Consider the following 15,435-nt stretch of genomic DNA (forward strand, 5'->3'; position numbering starts at 1 on the left):
ACGGACAGGGACACGGCGAAGGCCCGGGTGCGGTGAGCGCACCCGGGCCTTCGGCGTACGCGGGTCAGGCCGGGGCGCCGCTGCCGGTGGAGGGGGCGGACTGGGAGCCGGAGGCCGAGGCGGAGGTGGAGGTGGAGCCGCTGGGGGTGCCGGTGGGCGTCGGGTTCGACGTCCCCGTCGACGGAGACGTGCTCGGCGTGCTCGGCGTGGTCGACGAGGACGACGGAGTGGGCGTCGGGGACGTCGTTCCCGTCGGCGACATCGTCGGGCGCGGCGGCGTCTTCGTCGGGTCGCCCGGCTCACCGCTGTCCGTCGCGGACGGCGAGTCCGTCGGCCTCGGCGAACCGGTGGCCGGGCCGGTCGCGCCCGGTGCCGCCGTGCCGGTCGGCCCGGGGGACGCCGGGTCGGCGGGGCGGTCGGTGGCGTCGTCGGTGGGCTCGGGTTCGCCACCGGTGCCGTCGTCCGTGCCGTCCGGGGTCGCGCTGCTGTCGGAGGTGACCCGGTCGGCGCCGGGCTCGGTGCCGTCGCCGGAGGTGGCGCCGAGGGTGACCACCGTGCCGAGTACGGCGACGAGGAGGGCGCCCGCGCCCACGGCGGCCAGGTTGCGGCGGGCTCCGGTGAGGATGCCCTTGCGCAGGCCGCCCGGCCGGTCGTCGTCCCGGTCCCGGCCCCCGTCCCGGTCGCCGGAGGGGATCGGGGCCGTGGCGGCGCCCACGGCGCTGCCCGCGCCGCCGACGACGGTCGGGGGCTCCGTGATGACGGCCGGGAAGGAACGCGGCGGGGTCGGCGGGGCGAGCTCCGGGAAGGCCGGCTTCGCGGACCTGGCCGGGAGCGGGGCGTTCGCCGGGATGCCGCGGGGCGGCGAGGCGGGGCCTTCGCGGCGCGGCAGGGCCGGGGGCCGGGCGGCCGGCGCGGCGGTCGGGGTGCCCGCGGGCGGCGTGGCAGGGGCGGCCGGTTCCACGGGAGCGGGCTCGCCGGCCAGGTCGGCGACGAGCGCGAGGGCCCGGCGGCCGGCGACCGTGCCGCGCTTGTCGGCGAGGGCGCCGCGCAGGGCGATGGATGCCTCCAGCTCGGCACGGGCCCGCTGCAGGCTGCCCCGGCAGAGCGCGAGGATGCCCAACTCGTGGTGGAAGAAAGCCTCTTCGGCGACCTCGCCGGCGAGGCGGGCGGCCTCCTGGCCGCCGCGCAGGGCGCGTTCCCAGGCGCTCCAGTGCAGTCCGGCGGCGAAGGCGGGGGCGGCGGCGCGGGCGAGCTGGACGGCGGTGGCCGGGTGTTCGGGTGCGGTGCCGGTGATCAGCACGGTGAGGGCGGCGAGCAGGGAGTCGGCCTCGGCGGTGGCGCGCTCGGCGCTGACGGAGGGGTGTCCGGCCCACCAGGCGTAGTGCTGGGCGACGGTGTGGGCGCGGGCCGCGGGGTCGGGCTCGTAGTTCCGCGCGAGGAGCTGGGTGAGGACGCCGGCGGCGAGCCGGTAGCGGGTGCCGACCGGGGAGAGCAGACCGCAGGACATGAGCTCGCCGACGGCGGCGTCGGCGTGGGTGTCGCCGACGAGGGCGGGCAGGTGCGCCTGGTGGGGCACCTCGCCGCCGAGGGCGACGGCGAAGCGCAGGGTTTCCTGGGCGGCGCGGCTGAGCCGGGAGGCGAGGAGGGCGGCCGGGGCGGCGCCCTCGCCGAGGCTGGGCAGCGGTATGTCGCGGACCTCGACGTCGGGGTCCTCGGGCGGTCCTGCCGTCGCGCGCGGGCCGGCGGCACCGGTGCCGGCGGACGGGCCGAATGCCTCCTCCAGGGCGCCGAAGGCGTCGAACTCGGCGGGACCGACCCGGAGCCGGTCGCGCTGCCGGAGCAGGGCGCCGGCCTGGACGAAGCGGAGCGGCAGCCCTTCGGACTCGAACCAGAGGTCGCCGGCCCAGTTGGCCTCGTCCTCGGTCAGCGAGCGGCCGACGGCGCTCTCCAGGAGGGTGACGGCGGCGGCGCGGCCGAGTCCGGGGAGCTCGACCTCCTCGAGGGCGGCCTCCGGCGAGGCGGCGGGGGTGTCGGGGGTGGCGGCGAGGAGGAAGGCGCAGTCGGGGGTGGCGGCGAGCAGTTCGTCGAGGGCGGCGCCACCGAACTCCAGGTCGTCGACGACGACGATGGCGCCGATGCCGCGGACCTCGATGAGGAGTTCCTCGCGGTCGGGCCGGTAGCCGGGGGCGTGCTGGACGGCGTGGAAGAGCTCGTACAGCAGGTCGGTGGGCGTGCGGTGGTGTCCGGAGAGCCGGACGACGCCGTCGGGGGCGATGTCCGCGCAGTCGGCGGCGACGGCGTCGAGGAGGGTGCTGCGGCCGGAGCCGGCGGGGCCGGTGAGCCGGGCGGAGCGGCCCCGGCTGAGGTGGTGGACGAGCTGGTCGCGCTGTTCCTGCCGTTCGAGCAGGGGAAGGGCGGGTGCCGCGGGGCCGGGCGGTACGGGCGGGTGGGCCGCGCGGGCGGCCTCGGCGCGCTCCCGGTCGGTGCGGCGGCGGGGGGCCGGGGGCTGTTCTCCGGGCGGGCAGACCTCGATCTCGCTGCCGTCGAGGGGGTTGACGTTGAGCAGGAGGCCGCCGGAGACGATCCGGGCGGTGCGCACCCGGGCGGGGGCGGTGGACGCGGGCGTGGGTACGGCGTGTCCGGGGCGGGTGTCCGCGCCCTCGGCGTCGTGACCGTACTCCTCCGGTCCCCGGTTGGTCGGGTCCATGGTCCAAGCTCCCAAGCGGCGGGCGATGTGCAGGCGAGCCGACCCTAGACGGTTGTCCGACCTCCGGGAACAGTCGGGGTGGCACCGAGCCCAAGACGTCACGGTCTTGTGAGGATTGCGCGTGACGCCTGGTTCTCACAGTGGCTTCACAGCCGCGTGTCGCGGCTGTGACGTGACGTCCGTTCAGACGCGGGGCAGCGACTCGGCGGCCAGGCCGCCCTCGATGGCGAGGATGCGGTGGAGTCGGGTGGCGACGAGGAGGCGCTGCATCTGGGGCGGCACTCCGCGCAGCACCAGGCGGCGGCCGCAGCGGCCGGCCCGGCGGTGGGCGCCCATGATGACGCCGAGCCCGGTGGCGTCCCAGGAGTCGAGGCCGGTCAGGTCGAGCACGAGGTCGCCGACTCCGTCGTCGACCGCCGAGTGCAGGACCGTTCGGGCGTCCGCCGCGCTGCGGACGTCGAGGCGGCCCCCGACGACCAGCTCGGCGTGGTCGCCCCTGATGTGCATATGCGCTCCCCGAGAGTGCTCCGTCGTGTGCCCGTCCACGCAACGCTTGACTGCCGGATCGGCAGAAGCGTTGCGCCTTGTAAGCGAACCGATATCGAAATTCACCCCTGAGGGCGATGGTGCGGGGGCGGTCGGACCCCTGTGCGGAACCGGTGTGCGGCTCAGTAGCTGTAGAAGCCCTGCCCGCTCTTGCGGCCGATGTCACCCGCGTCCACCATCCGGCGCATCAGCTCCGGCGGGGCGAACTTCTCGTCCTGGGTCTCGGCGTAGATGTTGCTGGTGGCGTTGACGAGGATGTCGACGCCGGTCAGGTCGGTGGTGGCGAGCGGGCCCATGGCGTGCCCGAAGCCGAGCTTGCAGGCGATGTCGATGTCCTCGGCGGTGGCCACGCCCGACTCGTAGAGCTTGGCGGCCTCGACGACGAGCGCCGTGATGAGGCGGGTGGTGACGAAGCCGGCCACGTCGCGGTTGACGACGATACAGGTCTTGCCGACGGACTCGGCGAACTCGCGGGCGGTGGCGAGGGTTTCGTCGCTGGTCTTGTAGCCGCGCACGAGCTCGCACAGCTGCATCATCGGGACCGGCGAGAAGAAGTGGGTGCCGACGACGGCCTCCGGGCGCTCCGTCACCGCGGCGATCTTGGTGATCGGGATGGCGGAGGTGTTGGAGGCGAGGACGGCGCCGTCCTTGGCGACCTTGTCGAGGGAGCGGAAGATCTCGTGCTTGACCTCGAGCTTCTCGAAGACGGCCTCGACGACGACATCGGCGTCGGCGACCGCGTCGAGCTCGGTGGTCGCGGTGATCCGGCCGAGCGCGGCCTCGGCGTCGGCGGCGTCGAGCTTGCCCTTGGCGACGAAGCGCTCGTAGGAGGTCTTGATGGCGTCGGTGCCCCGGACCAGCGCGGCGTCGGTGACGTCGCGCAGGACGACGTCCCAGCCTGCCTGGGCCGAAACCTGCGCGATGCCGGACCCCATGAGTCCGGCCCCGATGACGGCGAGCTTCCTGGCCACGTCTTCCACCCCTCAATGCCCTCGACGACTGTTCACTTCTGGCTCTTCGGCGGAGATTAGCGGGCGCGGGCGGCGTTGTGACCGAGAAGTAAGGCGCGTCACGTCCCGTTTGACGGACGTCACACTCGCGACAGGCCGGCTGCCCCCGCACGGCGTAGCCCGGCACCCCGGCGCCGTGACCATCGGCACAGGGGCGTTCCGGGAGGCCGGCGCGAAACTAGGCTGGTCGCATGGTCAATCTGACGCGCATCTACACCCGCACCGGCGACCAGGGCACCACCGCCCTCGGCGACATGAGCCGGACCGCCAAGACCGATCTGCGGATCGCGGCCTACGCCGACGCCAACGAGGCCAACGCCGTGATCGGCACGGCCGTCGCGCTGGGGCAGCTCGACGAGGAGGTCGTGAAGGTCCTCGTCCGGGTCCAGAACGACCTGTTCGACGTGGGCGCCGATCTGGCCACGCCGGTCGTCGAGAACCCGGAGTACCCGCCGCTGCGGGTGGAGCAGTCGTACGTCGACAAGCTGGAGGCGGACTGCGACCGCTTCCTGGAGCCGCTGGAGAAGCTGCGCTCCTTCATCCTGCCCGGCGGCACGCCCGGTGCGGCGCTGCTGCACCAGGCGTGCACGGTGGTCCGGCGCGCGGAGCGCTCGACCTGGGCGGCCATGGAGGTACACGGCGAGACGATGAACCCGCTGACCGCCACGTACCTCAACCGGCTCTCAGACCTGCTCTTCATCCTTGCGCGGACCGCCAACCGGGAGGTCGGCGACGTCCTGTGGGTGCCGGGCGGCGACCGCTGAGCCCTTCCCGGCCGGCGTCTCCTCCCGCGTCTTTGGCGCCGTCCCCTCCGGCGCCTTCTTCGGCCAGATCGCGTAGCTGAGGGCGATCAGTCCGTGGATGCCGACGGCCCGCCAGGCCCCGTAGATCCAGCTCTTCAGCGAGGACGTGTCGCCGTCGCCGCCCACGTACCAGACGGCGGCGAGCAGCAGGGCGCTCGCGACGGCGCCGGCGACCAGCGAGCCGAGCCAGATCTCGCCCTCGTGGCGGGCGCGGGCCCGGCCGTACTTCGGCGGGCCGGCCGGCCGCGGGCCGCCGCCCAGGCGGTGGGCGGCATGGCCGTCGAGCCACTTCACGGTGCGGTGGCCGTGGCCGACGGTGTAGCCGATGTAGACGGCGGCCAGGCCGTGCCGCCAGCTCGGCTCGGCACCGTTCTTGAGGTCGACCGCCGTCACGACGAGCAGCAGGACCTCGAGCAGCGGCTCGCACAGCAGCAGTGCGAGGCCGGTGCGCGGCATCTTCAGCAGGTAGCGGGTGGCGAGTCCGGCTGCCAGCAGCACCCAGAACCCGACCTCGCAGACGACGATGAGCGTGACGATCACGACCAGGCTCCTTCCGGTCCCCCCGTTGTCCCTCCCAGCCTCCCGTGCCGCCGGGCCCGTTTCGTCGTCGCGCGCGACGAGGTGCGTCTACATCCTTCGACGGAGGGGCGGCACGCCGCGGATCGGCCCGGACGGCGACGCCCGGGCGGCCGGCGGCGTGTTGGATAGGAGGGTGAGACTCCCCCGCCCGCACCGCGTCGACCTGCTCATCGCCGCCTGTGGCCTGGCCTGCGGCCTGCTGCTGTGGGGCTTCGGCATGGTCGTCCGTACGGACGCCCTCGTCGAGACCCGCTGGGCGCCGCTGATCCCGCTGCTGGTGATGACCGCGGCGGAGACGGTCCGCCGCTCCCTGCCGCGCACCGCCCTGCTCGTCGGCACGGTCACCGTCGTGGCGAACGAGTTCACCCACGGCAACGTCCTGACCATCCTGATGTTCACCGACGTGGTCTACGCCGCCGTCGTGTACGGCCCGCCCGCCTCGGCCCGCCGCATCCCGTACACGACCGGTCTGATCACCGTCGGCGTCACCGTCGGCTTCCTGGTGTGGTGGCAGAACGCCATCGCCCTCCTGGTCGGCCTCGCCAGCGGCATCGTCTGCTTCCTGCCGGCGCTCACCGGCGCCGTGGTGCGCAACCACCGGCAGGCCGCCGACGCCGCCCGGCTGCGCGCCGAGCAGACGGCGCTGCTCGCCGAGAAGGACCGCATCCAGGCGGTGACCGCCGAGCGCGCCCGGATGGCCCGCGAGCTGCACGACATGGTGGCCAACCACCTCTCGGCGATCGCCATCCACTCCACGGCGGCGCTGTCGCTCGACGACCCGGACACCACCCGGACCGCGCTGGGCGTGATCCGGGAGAACAGCGTCGCGGGTCTCGCCGAGATGCGCCGCCTGATCGGCCTGCTGCGGGACAGCAGCGGGGACGCCGAACCGGCGGCCGCGCCCACGCTCGCCGGCCTGGACGCGCTGCTCGCGCAGGCCGGGACGAACGGCTCCTCCAGCGGTCTCGCCTTCGTCCTCGACGACACCCGCGAGGAGACGGGCGAGCGGCTACCCGCGCCGGTCGAGCTCGCCGCGTACCGGATCGTGCAGGAGTCGCTGACCAACGCCCTCAAGCACGCCTCCGCCGGACCGGTCGTCGTGCACCTGGCCCGGGACGCCGGAGCGCTGACGGTACGGGTGACCAGCCCGTTCGGGGACCGTCCGGGCCCTCGTGCGCCGGGTTCGGGGGCCGGCCTCGTCGGCATGCGGGAGCGGGTGGCGCTGCTCGGCGGCACGTTCGAGGCGGGGCCCGTGCCGGACGGGGACGGGACGAAGACCTGGCAGGTGCGGGCCGTGCTGCCCGCCGAGGAGAGGACGCCGGAGGGATGACGATCCGGATCGTGGTCGCCGAGGACCAGAGCGCGGTACGGGCGGGGCTCGTGCTGATCCTGGGCAGCGCGCCCGACATCGAGGTGGTGGGCGAGGCGGCGGACGGCGAGCGGGCGGTGGAGCTGGCGCGCGAGCTGCGCCCCGACCTGGTCCTGATGGACGTGCAGATGCCGAGGCTCGACGGGGTGTCGGCGACCCGGCAGGTGGTGGCGGAGGGGCTCGCCGACGTCCTGGTGCTGACCACCTTCGATCTCGACGAGTACGTGTTCGGGGCGCTGCGGGCGGGCGCCGCGGGCTTCCTGCTGAAGAACACGGACGCGAAGGACCTGGTGGAGGCGGTGCGGACGGTGGCGCGCGGCGAGGGACTGATCGCGCCGGCGGTGACCCGGCGGCTGATCGCCGAGTTCGCGGCGCCGACCCGGCCGGCCGCCGCGCCCCCGGGTGCCCTCGACGCGCTGACGCCCCGGGAGCGGGAGGTGCTCGCGGCGCTCGGCGCGGGGCTGTCCAACGCGGAGATCGCGGTGCGCCTGGAGATGGCGGAGGCGACCGTGAAGACCCATGTGTCGAAGGTGCTCGGCAAGCTGGAGCTGCGAAGCAGGGTGCAAGCGGCGGTTCTGGCCAGGGAGTTGGGGTTGTAGAAGCCTGGGCGACGTTGGTCTGGACCTCTTGACGATTGGTCCAGACCTTCCTACGCTCGCGGGGCGCGCGCATCTCCACGGACCACCCCCCACTTTGTCCGTCCGCAACTTGAGGAGCACCGTTGAGCACTCAAGCACCGACGCGCAGAGCAGGCTTCAGACACCGGATCGCCGCCGGTCTGACCGCCCTCGCCCTGCCCCTGGCCGCCATGGTCGGTCTCGCCGCCCCCGCCGAGGCGGCCACCTCCGCCACCGCCACCTACACCAAGGTCTCCGACTGGGGATCCGGCTTCGAGGGCAAGTGGACGGTGAAGAACACCGGCACCACCACCCTCTCCTCCTGGACCGTCGAGTGGGACTTCCCCTCCGGCACCGCGGTCACCTCGGCCTGGGACGCCACCGTCACCGGCTCCGGCACCCACTGGACCGCCAAGAACATCGGCTGGAACGGCACCCTCGCCCCCGGCGCCACCGTCTCCTTCGGCTTCAACGGCACCGGCTCCGGTTCGCCCAGCGGCTGTAAGGTCAACGGCGGCTCCTGCGACGGCTCCACCCAGCCCGGCGACAGCGCCCCCTCCGCCCCCGGCACGCCCGTGGCCTCCGGCGTCACCGACACCTCGGTGAAGCTCACCTGGACCGCGGCCACCGACGACAAGGGCATCAAGAACTACGACGTCAAGCGCAACGGGACCACCGTCGCCACCGTCACCGGGCTGACCTACACCAACACCGGACTGACCGCGGGCACCGACTACACCTACACCGTCGTCGCCCGCGACACCGCCGACCAGACCGGCCCGGCCAGCGGAGCCGTCTCCGTGCGCACCACGGGCGGCGGGGGCAACCCCCAGCCCGGCAGCGCGGTGAAGATGGGCTACTTCACCAACTGGGGCGTCTACGGGCGCAACTACCACGTCAAGAACATCGTGACCTCGGGCTCCGCGTCCAAGATCACCCACATCAACTACGCCTTCGGCAACGTCACCGGCGGCAAGTGCACCATCGGCGACGCCTACGCCGACTACGACAAGGCCTACACCGCCGACCAGTCCGTCGACGGCGTCGCCGACACCTGGGACCAGCCGCTGCGCGGCAACTTCAACCAGCTGCGCAAGCTGAAGAAGGCCTACCCGCACATCAAGGTCCTCTGGTCCTTCGGCGGCTGGACCTGGTCCGGCGGCTTCGGCCAGGCCGTGCAGAACCCGACCGCCTTCGCGCAGTCCTGCTACGACCTGGTGGAGGACCCGCGCTGGGCCGATGTCTTCGACGGCATCGACCTCGACTGGGAGTACCCCAACGCCTGCGGTCTGTCCTGTGACACCAGCGGTCCGAACGCCTTCAAGAACATGATGCAGGCCATGCGCGCCAAGTTCGGCGCGAACAACCTGGTCACCGCGGCCGTCACGGCCGACGCCTCCGCCGGCGGCAAGATCGACGCCACCGACTACGCGGGCGCCGCGCCGTACATGGACTGGTTCAACGTGATGACGTACGACTTCTTCGGCGCCTGGGCGGCGAAGGGTCCGACGGCCCCGCACTCCCCGCTCACCTCGTACCCCGGCATCCCGCAGGCGGGCTTCAACTCCGCCGAGGCGATCGCCAAGTTCAAGGCCAAGGGCGTCCCGGCGAACAAGCTGCTGCTCGGCATCGGCTTCTACGGCCGGGGCTGGACCGGAGTCACCCAGAAGGAGCCGGGCGGCACCGCCACCGGGCCCGCCGCCGGCACCTACGAGCAGGGCATCGAGGACTACAAGGTCCTCAAGAACTCCTGCCCGGCCAACGGCACCGTCGCCGGCACCGCCTACGCCCACTGCGGCACCAACTGGTGGAGCTACGACACCCCCGCCACCGTCACCTCGAAGATGGGCTGGGCCAAGAACCAGGGCCTGGGCGGCGCCTTCTTCTGGGAGTTCAGCGGCGACACCTCGAACGGCGAGCTGGTCGGCGCCCTCAACAGCGGACTGAGCTGACCGTCCGCCGCACGATCCGGTGGGCCCCGCCCCCCAGCAGGGCGACGGCCCCCCGGTAGTCCTCCCCCGCGTCCAGGTCGTACAGCCGCACCGTCCGGTGCGGCTGTACGTCGTTTCGCCCCCGCCAGCCGATCAGCCTCGCCGGCCGGTCGGGGGCCGAGACGGTCAGCCGGGCCGGATCGACCCGCAGGCCCTCCCCGGTCGCCTTCAGGACCGCCTCCTTGCGCACCCAGTACGCGGTGAAGGCGGCCGCGCGCTCCGGCCCCGGCACGCGATCGAACGCGACCCGCTCCTCCTCGGACAGCACCGGAAGCGGCAGCTCGGCCGGACGGGTGACCCGCTCCACGTCCACGCCCACCGGGGTGCCCGAGGTCAGCGCCACCGCCACCCGCTCCCCCGAGTGCGAGAGCGAGAACTCGACCGGAGCGTCCTCCAGGTACGGCTTGCCGTGCGGACCGGCCGCGAAGACCAGCCCCGCCGGATCCCGGCCCAGCGCCTCCCCCAGGACCAGCCGCAGCAGGGCGTGCGCGGTCAGGTACAGCGCGCGTTCACCCGGACGCAGCAGCGACTCGTACACCCGCCGCTCGCGGTCGTCGAGCAGCCGCAGCCGGTCCGGGGAAACGGAAACGGCCCGGGCGGTCCACACGTGGCACTCACCGGGCCGTACAAGAACATCGGGGGCGGAATCGGCGGTCATGATCAGGCGACGTTGACCCTCTGCCCCGGAGGCGCCGCCTCCAGCCAGGCCAGGAAGCCGGTGAGCGCGTCCTCGCTCATCGCCAGCTCCAGGCGGGTGCCCTTCACCAGACAGCCCTGGATCACGGAGTCCGACAGCAGGGCCAGCTCCTCCTCGCCCTCCGGCATCCGGCGCTCCAGGACCTCGATGGCCGAGCGCTCCAGGACCCGGCGCGGGCGGGGCGCGTACGAGAAGACACGGAACCAGGCGATCTCGTCACCGCTGTAGCGGGCGACGCCGTAGACCCAGCCCTTGCCGGTGGTGTCCGGCGTCTCCGGCACGTTCCAGCGCAGGGAACAGTCGAAGGTGCCGCCGGCGCGCTGGATCAGTCTCCGTCGCAAGCCGAAGACGAAGAGCCCGATCACCACCAGTGCGACGACCAGGCCGCAGACAAGCAGCGCGAGGAACATCTTCACCGACCTCCTCGCCGCTTCCCGTGACCGGTGGACCCGGTCTGACCGAATACAACCTGCATCTGCATCGCCTCAGCCGCGGCACGGTCTGGAAAATTCCAGCCGTGCCGCGGCTGAGGAAACAACTCTCGGCGCGGTCCGCTAGCGGACCGCTACCGCGCGCAGCCGGACCTCGGCGCGCCGCTCGGCGGCGGCGTCCTCCTCGGCCTTGGCCCGCTCCAGCGCGCGCTCGGCACGCTGGGCGTCGATCTCGTCCGCCAGCTCGGCGATCTCCGCGAGCAGAGACAGCTTGTCATCGGCGAAGGAGATGAACCCGCCGTGGACGGCGACGACGACGGTGCCGCCCTCGCTCGTGCGGATCGTCACCGGGCCCGACTCCAGCACACCGAGCAGCGGCTGGTGACCGGGCATGACGCCGATGTCGCCGGAGGTGGTACGCGCGATGACCAGGGTGGCCTCGCCGGACCAGACACTCCGGTCAGCGGCGACCAGCTCGACGTGCAGCTCAGCAGCCAAGGTTGGCTCCTCGGGTCACCACCCGGCGGTGCTGCCGGGTGTTGGGATCAATTCTAGTGGGCGTGACGAGGGGGGCGGGACCGATCCCGCCCCCCTCAGGCGAGCACGGGGCTCAGGAGACGCCGAGCTCCTTGGCGTTCTTCTTGAGGTCCTCGAGACCACCACACATGAAGAAGGCCTGCTCCGGGAAGTGGTCGAACTCTCCGTCGCAGATCGCGTTGAACGCGGAGATCGACTCGTCGAGCGGAACGTCCGAACCGTCCACACCGGTGAACTGCTTCGCCGCGTGGGTGTTCTGGGACAGGAAGCGCTCGACACGCCGGGCGCGGTGGACGACCAGCTTGTCCTCCTCGCTCAGCTCGTCGATACCGAGGATCGCGATGATGTCCTGGAGGTCCTTGTACTTCTGCAGGATGCCCTTGACCCGCATGGCGGTGTCGTAGTGGTCCTGCGCGATGTAACGCGGGTCCAGGATCCGGGACGTGGAGTCCAGCGGGTCCACGGCCGGGTAGATGCCCTTCTCGGAGATCGGACGGGAGAGAACCGTCGTCGCGTCGAGGTGGGCGAAGGTGGTCGCCGGCGCCGGGTCGGTGAGGTCGTCGGCGGGGACGTAGATCGCCTGCATCGAGGTGATCGAGTGACCACGGGTCGAGGTGATGCGCTCCTGGAGGAGACCCATCTCGTCGGCCAGGTTCGGCTGGTAACCCACCGCGGAGGGCATGCGGCCGAGCAGGGTCGACACCTCGGAACCGGCCTGGGTGAAGCGGAAGATGTTGTCGATGAAGAACAGCACGTCCTGCTTCTGCACATCGCGGAAGTACTCCGCCATGGTCAGACCGGCGAGGGCCACGCGCAGACGGGTGCCCGGGGGCTCGTCCATCTGGCCGAAGACCAGCGCGGTCTTGTCGAGAACGCCGGCCTCCTCCATCTCGACCATGAGGTCGTTGCCCTCACGGGTGCGCTCGCCGACGCCCGCGAAGACCGACACACCCTCGTGCAGCTTCGCCACACGCATGATCATTTCCTGGATCAGAACGGTCTTGCCGACACCGGCACCACCGAACAGACCGATCTTTCCACCCTTGACGTACGGGGTGAGGAGGTCGACGACCTTCAGGCCGGTCTCGAACATCTCGGTCTTGGACTCGAGCTGGTCGAAGGCCGGGGCCTTGCGGTGGATCCCCCAGCGCTCGGCGTCCGCGACCGTGGAGGGGTCCTCGTTGAGGACCTCGCCCAGGGTGTTGAACACCTTGCCCTTGGTGACGTCACCGACGGGGACGGTGATCGCGTCGCCCGTGTCGGTCACCGGGGCCTGGCGGACCAGACCGTCGGTGGGCTGCATCGAGATGGTGCGGACCATGCCGTCACCGAGGTGCTGCGCGACCTCGAGGGTCAGCGTCTTGGTGCCCTCGCCGGACGGGTCCGGCACCTGGACGTTCAGCGCGTTGTAGATCTCCGGCATCGCGTCGACGGGGAACTCCACGTCGACGACCGGGCCGATGACCCGGGCGACGCGGCCCGTGGCGGCGGCCGTCTCAACAGTGGTCGTCATTACTTGTCACTCCCCGCGGTCGCGTCGGCCAGGGCTGCGGTGCCACCGACGATCTCGCTGATTTCCTGGGTGATGTCGGCCTGGCGGGCCGCGTTGGCAAGTCGGGTGAGATTGGTGATCAGCTCACCCGCGTTGTCGGTCGCCGACTTCATCGCGCGCCGCGTGGCGGCGTGCTTCGAGGCCGAGGACTGAAGCAGCGCGTTGTAGATGCGGCTCTCGACGTAGCGCGGGAGGAGGGCGTCCAGGACGTCCTCCGCCGAGGGCTCGAAGTCGTACAGCGGACGGAGCTTGTCCGTCTCGCCGGCCTCCTTCGCGACCTCGTCGAGGCTGAGGGGCAGCAGCCGGGCCTCGACCGCCGTCTGCGTCATCATCGAGACGAACTCGGTGTAGACGATGTGGAGCTCGTCCACGCCGCCCTCCGCCGTCTCCTTCTCGATCGCCTCGATCAGCGGCTCGCCGATCTTCTTGGCGTCCGCGTACGTCGGCTCGTCCGTGAAGCCGGTCCACGTGTCGGCCAGCTTGCGCTCACGGAAGTTGAAGTGCGCGACGCCACGGCGGCCGACCACGTAGATGTCGACCTCCTTGCCCTCGCCCTCCAGCTTCCGGATGAGCTGCTCCGCCGCCTTGATGGCGTTGGAGTTGAACGCGCCGGCCAGACCGCGGTCGCTCGTCAGGAGCAGAACCGCGGCACGGGTCGGGTTCTCCGCCTCGGTGGTCAGCGGGTGCTTGTCGTTGGCGCCCGTGGCCACCGCGGTCACCGCGCGGGTGAGCTCGGTGGCGTACGGGGTCGACGCCTGCACCTTGCGCTGCGCCTTGACGACGCGCGAGGCGGCGATCATCTCCATCGCCTTGGTGATCTTCTTCGTCGCGGTGACGGATTTGATGCGACGCTTGTAGACCCGGAGCTGCGCTCCCATGAGTCAGGTCCCTTCCGTCGTCACTTCGAGACGTTGACGGCGGAGGCGTCGTCGCCGAGCAGCTTGCCGTCAGAGGTCTCGAACTGCTTCTTGAACTCCGCGATCGCGTCGCCGACGGACTGCAGCGTGTCGTCCGACATCTTGCCGCCCTCACGGATGGAGGTCATGAGGCCCGAGTGGTTCTGGCGGAGGTACGCCAGCATCTCGGCCTCGAAGCGACGGATGTCGGCGACCGGGACGTCGTCCATCTTGCCGGTGGTGCCGGCCCAGATGGAGACGACCTGGTTCTCCGTGGCCATCGGCTGGTACTGCGGCTGCTTCAGCAGCTCGACCATGCGCTGACCGCGCTCCAGCTGCGCCTTCGACGCGGCGTCCAGGTCGGAACCGAAGGCGGCGAACGCCTCCAGCTCACGGAACTGGGCCAGGTCCACGCGGAGGCGGCCGGAGATCTGCTTCATCGCCTTGTGCTGGGCCGAGCCACCGACACGGGAGACGGAGATACCGACGTTCAGGGCCGGACGCTGACCGGCGTTGAACAGGTCGGACTCCAGGAAGCACTGGCCGTCCGTGATGGAGATGACGTTGGTCGGGATGAACGCCGAGACGTCGTTGGCCTTGGTCTCGACGATCGGCAGACCGGTCATCGAACCGGCACCCAGCTCGTCCGAGAGCTTGGCGCAGCGCTCGAGCAGGCGGGAGTGCAGGTAGAAGACGTCACCCGGGTAGGCCTCACGGCCCGGCGGGCGGCGCAGCAGCAGCGACACGGCGCGGTAGGCGTCGGCCTGCTTCGACAGGTCGTCGAAGACGATCAGGACGTGCTTGCCCTGGTACATCCAGTGCTGGCCGATGGCCGAGCCGGTGTACGGGGCGAGGTACTTGAAGCCGGCCGGGTCGGACGCCGGGGCGGCGACGATCGTCGTGTACTCGAGCGCGCCGGCCTCTTCGAGGGCCGCGCGCACGGACGCGATGGTGGAGCCCTTCTGGCCGATGGCGACGTAGATGCAGCGGACCTGCTTGTTCACGTCGCCCGAGCGCCAGTTGTCGCGCTGGTTGATGATCGTGTCGACGGCCAGGGCGGTCTTGCCGGTCTGGCGGTCACCGATGATCAGCTGACGCTGACCACGGCCGACCGGCGTCATGGCGTCGACGGCCTTGTAGCCGGTCTCCATCGGCTCGTGGACCGACTTGCGCTGCATGACGCCGGGCGCCTGCAGCTCGAGGGCGCGGCGGCCCTCGGTCGCGATCTCGCCGAGACCGTCGATCGGGTTGCCGAGCGGGTCGACGACGCGACCCAGGTATCCCTCACCGACACCGACGGAGAGGACCTCGCCGGTGCGCTGCACCGACTGTCCCTCCTCGATGCCGCTGAACTCGCCGAGGACGATCGCACCGATCTCGCGCTCTTCCAGGTTCAGCGCGAGGCCGAGAGTGCCGTCCTCGAACTTCAGCAGCTCGTTCGCCATGGCCGAGGGAAGACCCTCGACCTTCGCGATACCGTCGCCGGCCAGGCTGACCGTGCCGACCTCCTCGCGCGAGGCCGCGTCCGGCTGGTACGACTGGACGAAGTTCTCCAGCGCGTCCCGGATCTCCTCCGGCCGGATCGTGAGCTCCGCCATCTGGGTTCCCTGCTCTCCTTGTTGGGCCCGAAGTTTCTTAGGGGGTCTGGGGGCCGACCCCCAGGAATCTTCTGCAATCTCTGCACGGCCCAACCGGGCCGC

General features: G+C 71.7%; 14 protein-coding genes. 4 read left to right on the plus strand and 10 right to left on the minus strand.

Translation table 11 applies throughout. The features are described from left to right. Window positions 1-64: 64 nt before the first annotated feature. From ABD954_RS10330 to ABD954_RS10340, 3 genes are all read right to left on the minus strand, one after another. Window positions 65-2,707: an ATP-binding protein gene (locus tag ABD954_RS10330; protein ID WP_345485600.1), complete on the minus strand. Its 2,643-nt coding sequence runs from the start codon at window positions 2,705-2,707 to the stop codon at window positions 65-67. 183 nt (window positions 2,708-2,890) lie between these two features. Continuing rightward, the gene (locus tag ABD954_RS10335) at window positions 2,891-3,214 is read right to left on the minus strand and encodes an STAS domain-containing protein (RefSeq protein WP_019889522.1); all 324 of its coding nucleotides are present in this window, start codon (window positions 3,212-3,214) and stop codon (window positions 2,891-2,893) included. Between the two features lie 161 nt (window positions 3,215-3,375). Next, a complete protein-coding gene (locus tag ABD954_RS10340) occupies window positions 3,376-4,224 on the minus strand; it encodes a 3-hydroxyacyl-CoA dehydrogenase family protein (protein ID WP_345485602.1) in 849 nt (282 codons plus the stop codon). A 230-nt stretch (window positions 4,225-4,454) separates the two neighbouring features. On the opposite strand from ABD954_RS10340, the gene ABD954_RS10345 reads away from it, so the two are divergent. Beyond that, window positions 4,455-5,027 carry a cob(I)yrinic acid a,c-diamide adenosyltransferase gene (locus ABD954_RS10345; RefSeq protein WP_345485604.1) on the plus strand — a complete coding sequence of 191 codons (573 nt, stop codon included), beginning with the start codon at window positions 4,455-4,457 and terminating at the stop codon, window positions 5,025-5,027. Here ABD954_RS10345 and ABD954_RS10350 read toward each other — a convergent pair. Beyond that, window positions 4,947-5,606, minus strand: coding sequence for a hypothetical protein (locus ABD954_RS10350; RefSeq protein WP_345485605.1), 660 nt, complete (start codon window positions 5,604-5,606; stop codon window positions 4,947-4,949). The two genes, ABD954_RS10345 and ABD954_RS10350, sit on opposite strands and share 81 nt — an antisense overlap. Window positions 5,607-5,778: 172 nt before the next feature. Between ABD954_RS10350 and ABD954_RS10355 the strand changes: the two genes are divergently transcribed. The 3 genes from ABD954_RS10355 to ABD954_RS10365 all read left to right on the plus strand — a co-directional run bounded on the left by ABD954_RS10355 (window position 5,779) and on the right by ABD954_RS10365 (window position 9,583). Then, a complete protein-coding gene (locus ABD954_RS10355; RefSeq protein WP_345485606.1) occupies window positions 5,779-6,975 on the plus strand; it encodes a sensor histidine kinase in 1,197 nt (398 codons plus the stop codon). Continuing rightward, window positions 6,972-7,613 carry a response regulator gene (locus ABD954_RS10360; RefSeq protein ID WP_345485607.1) on the plus strand — a complete coding sequence of 214 codons (642 nt, stop codon included), beginning with the start codon at window positions 6,972-6,974 and terminating at the stop codon, window positions 7,611-7,613. Before ABD954_RS10355 ends, ABD954_RS10360 begins: the two co-directional genes overlap by 4 nt. 122 nt (window positions 7,614-7,735) lie before the next feature. Beyond that, a complete protein-coding gene (locus ABD954_RS10365) occupies window positions 7,736-9,583 on the plus strand; it encodes a glycosyl hydrolase family 18 protein (protein ID WP_382745882.1) in 1,848 nt (615 codons plus the stop codon). Here ABD954_RS10365 and ABD954_RS10370 read toward each other — a convergent pair. From ABD954_RS10370 to atpA, 6 genes are all read right to left on the minus strand, one after another. Beyond that, window positions 9,564-10,280 carry a 4'-phosphopantetheinyl transferase family protein gene (locus tag ABD954_RS10370; RefSeq protein ID WP_345485608.1) on the minus strand — a complete coding sequence of 239 codons (717 nt, stop codon included), beginning with the start codon at window positions 10,278-10,280 and terminating at the stop codon, window positions 9,564-9,566. The genes ABD954_RS10365 and ABD954_RS10370 overlap by 20 nt on opposite strands. A gap of 2 nt (window positions 10,281-10,282) precedes the next feature. Then, the gene (locus ABD954_RS10375) at window positions 10,283-10,729 is read right to left on the minus strand and encodes a DUF2550 domain-containing protein (RefSeq protein ID WP_345485609.1); all 447 of its coding nucleotides are present in this window, start codon (window positions 10,727-10,729) and stop codon (window positions 10,283-10,285) included. A gap of 144 nt (window positions 10,730-10,873) precedes the next feature. Then, window positions 10,874-11,248: a F0F1 ATP synthase subunit epsilon gene (locus tag ABD954_RS10380; RefSeq protein ID WP_345485610.1), complete on the minus strand. Its 375-nt coding sequence runs from the start codon at window positions 11,246-11,248 to the stop codon at window positions 10,874-10,876. A 112-nt stretch (window positions 11,249-11,360) separates the two neighbouring features. Continuing rightward, window positions 11,361-12,800, minus strand: coding sequence for a F0F1 ATP synthase subunit beta (atpD, locus tag ABD954_RS10385; RefSeq protein WP_345485611.1), 1,440 nt, complete (start codon window positions 12,798-12,800; stop codon window positions 11,361-11,363). Then, window positions 12,800-13,717 carry a F0F1 ATP synthase subunit gamma gene (locus ABD954_RS10390; protein WP_345485612.1) on the minus strand — a complete coding sequence of 306 codons (918 nt, stop codon included), beginning with the start codon at window positions 13,715-13,717 and terminating at the stop codon, window positions 12,800-12,802. Before ABD954_RS10390 ends, atpD begins: the two co-directional genes overlap by 1 nt. Window positions 13,718-13,737: 20 nt before the next feature. Next, the gene (atpA, locus tag ABD954_RS10395; protein WP_345485614.1) at window positions 13,738-15,333 is read right to left on the minus strand and encodes a F0F1 ATP synthase subunit alpha; all 1,596 of its coding nucleotides are present in this window, start codon (window positions 15,331-15,333) and stop codon (window positions 13,738-13,740) included. Between the last annotated feature and the right edge of the window lie 102 nt (window positions 15,334-15,435).

Origin of the sequence: Streptomyces roseoviridis, assembly GCF_039535235.1 — a bacterium.
GTDB lineage: Bacteria > Actinomycetota > Actinomycetes > Streptomycetales > Streptomycetaceae > Streptomyces > Streptomyces roseoviridis.

Bases quoted from the DNA above. Each gene is read 5' to 3' on its own strand.
- ABD954_RS10335 (WP_019889522.1), bottom strand. From the start codon at position 3,214: ATGCACATCAGGGGCGACCACGCCGAGCTGGTCGTCGGGGGCCGCCTC.
- atpD (WP_345485611.1), bottom strand. From the start codon at position 12,800: ATGACGACCACTGTTGAGACGGCCGCCGCCACGGGCCGCGTCGCCCGG.
- ABD954_RS10370 (WP_345485608.1), bottom strand. From the start codon at position 10,280: ATGACCGCCGATTCCGCCCCCGATGTTCTTGTACGGCCCGGTGAGTGC.
- ABD954_RS10375 (WP_345485609.1), bottom strand. From the start codon at position 10,729: ATGTTCCTCGCGCTGCTTGTCTGCGGCCTGGTCGTCGCACTGGTGGTG.
- ABD954_RS10345 (WP_345485604.1), top strand. From the start codon at position 4,455: ATGGTCAATCTGACGCGCATCTACACCCGCACCGGCGACCAGGGCACC.
- ABD954_RS10390 (WP_345485612.1), bottom strand. From the start codon at position 13,717: ATGGGAGCGCAGCTCCGGGTCTACAAGCGTCGCATCAAATCCGTCACC.
- atpA (WP_345485614.1), bottom strand. From the start codon at position 15,333: ATGGCGGAGCTCACGATCCGGCCGGAGGAGATCCGGGACGCGCTGGAG.
- ABD954_RS10330 (WP_345485600.1), bottom strand. From the start codon at position 2,707: ATGGACCCGACCAACCGGGGACCGGAGGAGTACGGTCACGACGCCGAG.
- ABD954_RS10360 (WP_345485607.1), top strand. From the start codon at position 6,972: ATGACGATCCGGATCGTGGTCGCCGAGGACCAGAGCGCGGTACGGGCG.